Source organism: Shewanella colwelliana, assembly GCF_001735525.1.
GTDB lineage: Bacteria > Pseudomonadota > Gammaproteobacteria > Enterobacterales > Shewanellaceae > Shewanella > Shewanella colwelliana.
In genome coordinates this window covers 1-5365 of the sequence record NZ_MCBT01000029.1, presented here as the reverse complement: position 1 = coordinate 5365, position 5365 = coordinate 1, and the positions used below count along the sequence as shown (strand labels likewise).

Genomic DNA, 5365 nt, shown 5'->3' with positions numbered 1-5365 from the left:
TCACACTAAATCAAGTGTCTGTATTCTTTCGCTAAAGTTAACCATTAACTGAAACCCTTTTGGGTTGTATGGTTAAGCCTCACGGGTCATTAGTACAAGTTAGCTCAACGCCTCACAACGCTTACACACCTTGCCTATCAACGTAGTAGTCTCCTACGGCCCTTTAGAGGACTTAAAGTCCTAGGGATGACTCATCTTAGGGCTCGCTTCCCGCTTAGATGCTTTCAGCGGTTATCGATTCCGAACGTAGCTACCGGGCAATGCCATTGGCATGACAACCCGAACACCAGCGGTTCGTCCACTCCGGTCCTCTCGTACTAGGAGCAGCTCCCTTCAATCATCCAACGCCCACGGCAGATAGGGACCGAACTGTCTCACGACGTTCTGAACCCAGCTCGCGTACCACTTTAAATGGCGAACAGCCATACCCTTGGGACCGACTTCAGCCCCAGGATGTGATGAGCCGACATCGAGGTGCCAAACACCGCCGTCGATATGAACTCTTGGGCGGTATCAGCCTGTTATCCCCGGAGTACCTTTTATCCGTTGAGCGATGGCCCTTCCATTCAGAACCACCGGATCACTATGACCTGCTTTCGCACCTGCTCGACGTGTATGTCTCGCAGTTAAGCTGGCTTATGCCATTGCACTAACCGTACGATGTCCGACCGTACTTAGCCAACCTTCGTGCTCCTCCGTTACTCTTTGGGAGGAGACCGCCCCAGTCAAACTACCCACCAGGCACTGTCCTCAACCCCGATTCAGGGGCCAGAGTTAGAACATCAACACTACAAGGGTGGTATTTCAAGGTTGACTCCACAAGAACTGGCGTTCCTGCTTCAAAGTCTCCCACCTATCCTACACATGTAGGGTCAATGTTCAGTGCCAAGCTATAGTAAAGGTTCACGGGGTCTTTCCGTCTAGCCGCGGGTATACGGCATCTTCACCGCAATTTCAACTTCACTGAGTCTCGGCTGGAGACAGCGTGGCCATCATTACGCCATTCGTGCAGGTCGGAACTTACCCGACAAGGAATTTCGCTACCTTAGGACCGTTATAGTTACGGCCGCCGTTTACCGGGGCTTCGATCATGAGCTTCTCCGAAGATAACCCAATCAATTAACCTTCCGGCACCGGGCAGGCGTCACACCGTATACTTCCTCTTGCGAGTTTGCACAGTGCTGTGTTTTTGATAAACAGTTGCAGCCACCTGGTATCTGCGACTCCCGTCAGCTTAGAGAGCAAGTCTCATCACCAACAGGAGCGTACCTTCTCCCGAAGTTACGGTACCATTTTGCCTAGTTCCTTCAGCCGAGTTCTCTCAAGCGCCTTGGTATTCTCTACCCGACCACCTGTGTCGGTTTGGGGTACGATTCCTGCTAACCTGAAGCTTAGAAGATTTTCCTGGAAGCATGGCATCAACTACTTCAGTTCCGTAGAACCTCGTCATCAACTCTCAGTGTATGTGCACCCGGATTTGCCTAAGTGCACCACCTACAGCCTTAAACGCGGACAACCAACGCCGCGCTAGCCTAGCCTTCTCCGTCTCTCCATCGCAGTTAGCAGAAGTACAGAAATATTAATCTGTTTCCCATCGACTACGCCTTTCGGCCTCGCCTTAGGGGTCGACTCACCCTGCCCCGATTAACGTTGGACAGGAACCCTTGGTCTTTCGGCGAGGGGGTTTTTCACCCCCTTTATCGTTACTCATGTCAGCATTCGCACTTCTGATACCTCCAGCGTGGGTTACCCCTTCACCTTCAACGGCTTACAGAACGCTCCTCTACCGCACTAGCGCAAGCGCTAGTACCCATAGCTTCGGTGTATTGCTTAGCCCCGTTAAATCTTCCGCGCAGGCCGACTCGACTAGTGAGCTATTACGCTTTCTTTAAATGATGGCTGCTTCTAAGCCAACATCCTAGCTGTCTAAGCCTTCCCACATCGTTTCCCACTTAGCAATAACTTTGGGACCTTAGCTGATGGTCTGGGTTGTTTCCCTTTTCACGACGGACGTTAGCACCCGCCGTGTGTCTCCCGAGTAGTACTCATTGGTATTCGGAGTTTGCAAAGGGTTGGTAAGTCGGGATGACCCCCTAGCCTTAACAGTGCTCTACCCCCAATGGTATTCGCTCGAGGCGCTACCTAAATAGCTTTCGAGGAGAACCAGATATCTCCCGGTTTGATTGGCCTTTCACCCCCAGCCACAAGTCATCACCGCATTTTTCAACATACGTGTGTTCGGTCCTCCAGTTGATGTTACTCAACCTTCAACCTGCCCATGGCTAGATCACCGGGTTTCGGGTCTACACCTTGCAACTAAACGCGCAGTTAACACTCGGTTTCCCTACGGCTCCGCTATTCGCTTAACCTCGCTACAAAATGTAAGTCGCTGACCCATTATACAAAAGGTACGCAGTCACGGTCTCAAGAACCGCTCCCACTGCTTGTACGTATACGGTTTCAGGTTCTATTTCACTCCCCTCACAGGGGTTCTTTTCGCCTTTCCCTCACGGTACTGGTTCACTATCGGTCAGTCAGGAGTATTTAGCCTTGGAGGATGGTCCCCCCATGTTCAGACAAGATGTCACGTGTCCCGTCCTACTCGTTTTCACGTAAAGTTAGTTTTCATGTACGGGGCTATCACCCTGTGCCGCTGTGCTTTCCAACACATTCCACTAACACCCTCTACGCTTAAGGGCTAATCCCCGTTCGCTCGCCGCTACTAGGGGAATCTCGGTTGATTTCTTTTCCTCCGGGTACTTAGATGTTTCAGTTCCCCGGGTTCGCCTCACATACCTATGTATTCAGTATGTGATACTAGCTTATGCTAGTGGGTTTCCCCATTCGGACATCGTTAGCTCAAATGCTTGTTACTAGCTCGCCAACGCTTTTCGCAAGTTACTACGTCCTTCATCGCCTCTGACTGCCAAGGCATCCACCGTATACGCTTAGTCACTTAACCATACAACCCAAATGAGTTTCACAAGGAAACAAACTCTATCAAGCGGGTAAGCTTGATGTTGTATCGCAACTAATGGTGTTTACTTTCGCCAAAAGAATACTCATGAATCATCATCCTAATTAAAGGTAATGATTCGGCACTTGATTTAAGTGTTTGAGAACTCAATTTTAATTTTCGCGTCAATGCTACAAACCATAACAACTTACAAGTAAGTCATCACAGTCCCTTTCACATTAACACTATCAGCTTTCCAAATTTTTAAAGAGCGGGCTTAAAAAAGCCAAAGATAAATTTTGCATTTATCTTTGGCATCTCTATCCATATGCATGACTTACTATCTCAGCAAAAACAGTAAGTAAATGGTGGAGCTATGCGGGATCGAACCGCAGACCTCCTGCGTGCAAGGCAGGCGCTCTCCCAGCTGAGCTATAGCCCCATTTACATGCAGTCAAACAAAAACATACGTTACTTATTGCTAAGTTATTACCAAATCAAGTGGGACAAGGCATGTAGAGAGGACGTTTAGCCAGCTAAACGACGAACTACATAACGCAGTAACACAAAGATTTTGGTGGGTCAGAGTGGACTTGAACCACCGACCTCACCCTTATCAGGGGTGCGCTCTAACCAGCTGAGCTACAGACCCATTTATACTTGTTCCTTTGCTTCAATTCAGCGTTGCTTTCGTCGTTCAAACAGTCATGTAGCGAACTACACTCCCTTTCTCTCCTCAAGCGCCTTGACTTGAAACAAATTAACGTCGTCTAAATAGACACGTATATTTTTGCTCTTTCTTTCTATCAAGTAATCTGTGTGAACACTCAACAAGCATTAAGTTAGTCGTATAGGTAAGGAGGTGATCCAGCCCCAGGTTCCCCTAGGGCTACCTTGTTACGACTTCACCCCAGTCATGAACCACACCGTGGTAAACGCCCTCCCGAAGGTTAAGCTATCTACTTCTGGTGCAGCCCACTCCCATGGTGTGACGGGCGGTGTGTACAAGGCCCGGGAACGTATTCACCGTGGCATTCTGATCCACGATTACTAGCGATTCCGACTTCATGGAGTCGAGTTGCAGACTCCAATCCGGACTACGACAAGCTTTGTGAGATTAGCTCCACCTCGCGGCTTCGCAACCCTCTGTACTTGCCATTGTAGCACGTGTGTAGCCCTACTCGTAAGGGCCATGATGACTTGACGTCGTCCCCACCTTCCTCCGGTTTATCACCGGCAGTCTCCCTAAAGTTCCCACCATTACGTGCTGGCAAATAAGGATAAGGGTTGCGCTCGTTGCGGGACTTAACCCAACATTTCACAACACGAGCTGACGACAGCCATGCAGCACCTGTCTCAGAGTTCCCGAAGGCACTAAGCTATCTCTAGCGAATTCTCTGGATGTCAAGAGTAGGTAAGGTTCTTCGCGTTGCATCGAATTAAACCACATGCTCCACCGCTTGTGCGGGCCCCCGTCAATTCATTTGAGTTTTAACCTTGCGGCCGTACTCCCCAGGCGGTCTACTTAATGCGTTAGCTTGAGAACCCAGTGTTCAAGACACCAAATTCCGAGTAGACATCGTTTACGGCGTGGACTACCAGGGTATCTAATCCTGTTTGCTCCCCACGCTTTCGTACATGAGCGTCAGTCTTTGTCCAGGGGGCCGCCTTCGCCACCGGTATTCCTTCAGATCTCTACGCATTTCACCGCTACACCTGAAATTCTACCCCCCTCTACAAGACTCTAGTTTGCCAGTTCGAAATGCAGTTCCCAGGTTGAGCCCGGGGCTTTCACATCTCGCTTAACAAACCGCCTGCGTACGCTTTACGCCCAGTAATTCCGATTAACGCTTGGACCCCTCGTATTACCGCGGCTGCTGGCACGAAGTTAGCCGGTCCTTCTTCTGCGAGTAACGTCACACCTAAACGCTATTAACGCTTAAGCTTTCCTCCTCGCTGAAAGTGCTTTACAACCCGAAGGCCTTCTTCACACACGCGGCATGGCTGCATCAGGCTTGCGCCCATTGTGCAATATTCCCCACTGCTGCCTCCCGTAGGAGTCTGGGCCGTGTCTCAGTCCCAGTGTGGCTGATCATCCTCTCAGAACAGCTAGGGATCGTCGCCTTGGTGAGCCATTACCTCACCAACTAGCTAATCCCACCTAGGTACATCCAATCGCAGAAGGCCCGAAGGTCCCCTCTTTTCCCCCGTAGGGCGTATGCGGTATTAGCAGTCGTTTCCAACTGTTATCCCCCTCGACTGGGCAGTTCCCTAGGCATTACTCACCCGTCCGCCGCTCGTCAGCAAATTAGCAAGCTAATTCCTGTTACCGCTCGACTTGCATGTGTTAGGCCTGCCGCCAGCGTTCAATCTGAGCCATGATCAAACTCTTCAATTAAAGTTTTTTTG

The 5365-nt window shown here is 50.1% G+C and carries 2 tRNA genes and 2 rRNA genes; all 4 read right to left on the bottom strand.

Annotated elements, in window-relative coordinates:
• Nucleotides 1–68: 68 nt before the first annotated feature.
• A 23S ribosomal RNA gene (locus tag BEL05_RS10060) occupies nucleotides 69–2962 on the bottom strand.
• Between the two features lie 360 nt (nucleotides 2963–3322).
• A tRNA-Ala gene (locus BEL05_RS10055) sits at nucleotides 3323–3398 on the bottom strand.
• Between the two features lie 133 nt (nucleotides 3399–3531).
• A tRNA-Ile gene (locus BEL05_RS10050) sits at nucleotides 3532–3608 on the bottom strand.
• 203 nt (nucleotides 3609–3811) lie between these two features.
• Nucleotides 3812–5354: ribosomal RNA gene (locus tag BEL05_RS10045) — 16S ribosomal RNA — on the bottom strand.
• Together the 16S and 23S rRNA genes with 2 tRNA genes alongside form the textbook arrangement of a ribosomal RNA operon.
• Between the last annotated feature and the right edge of the window lie 11 nt (nucleotides 5355–5365).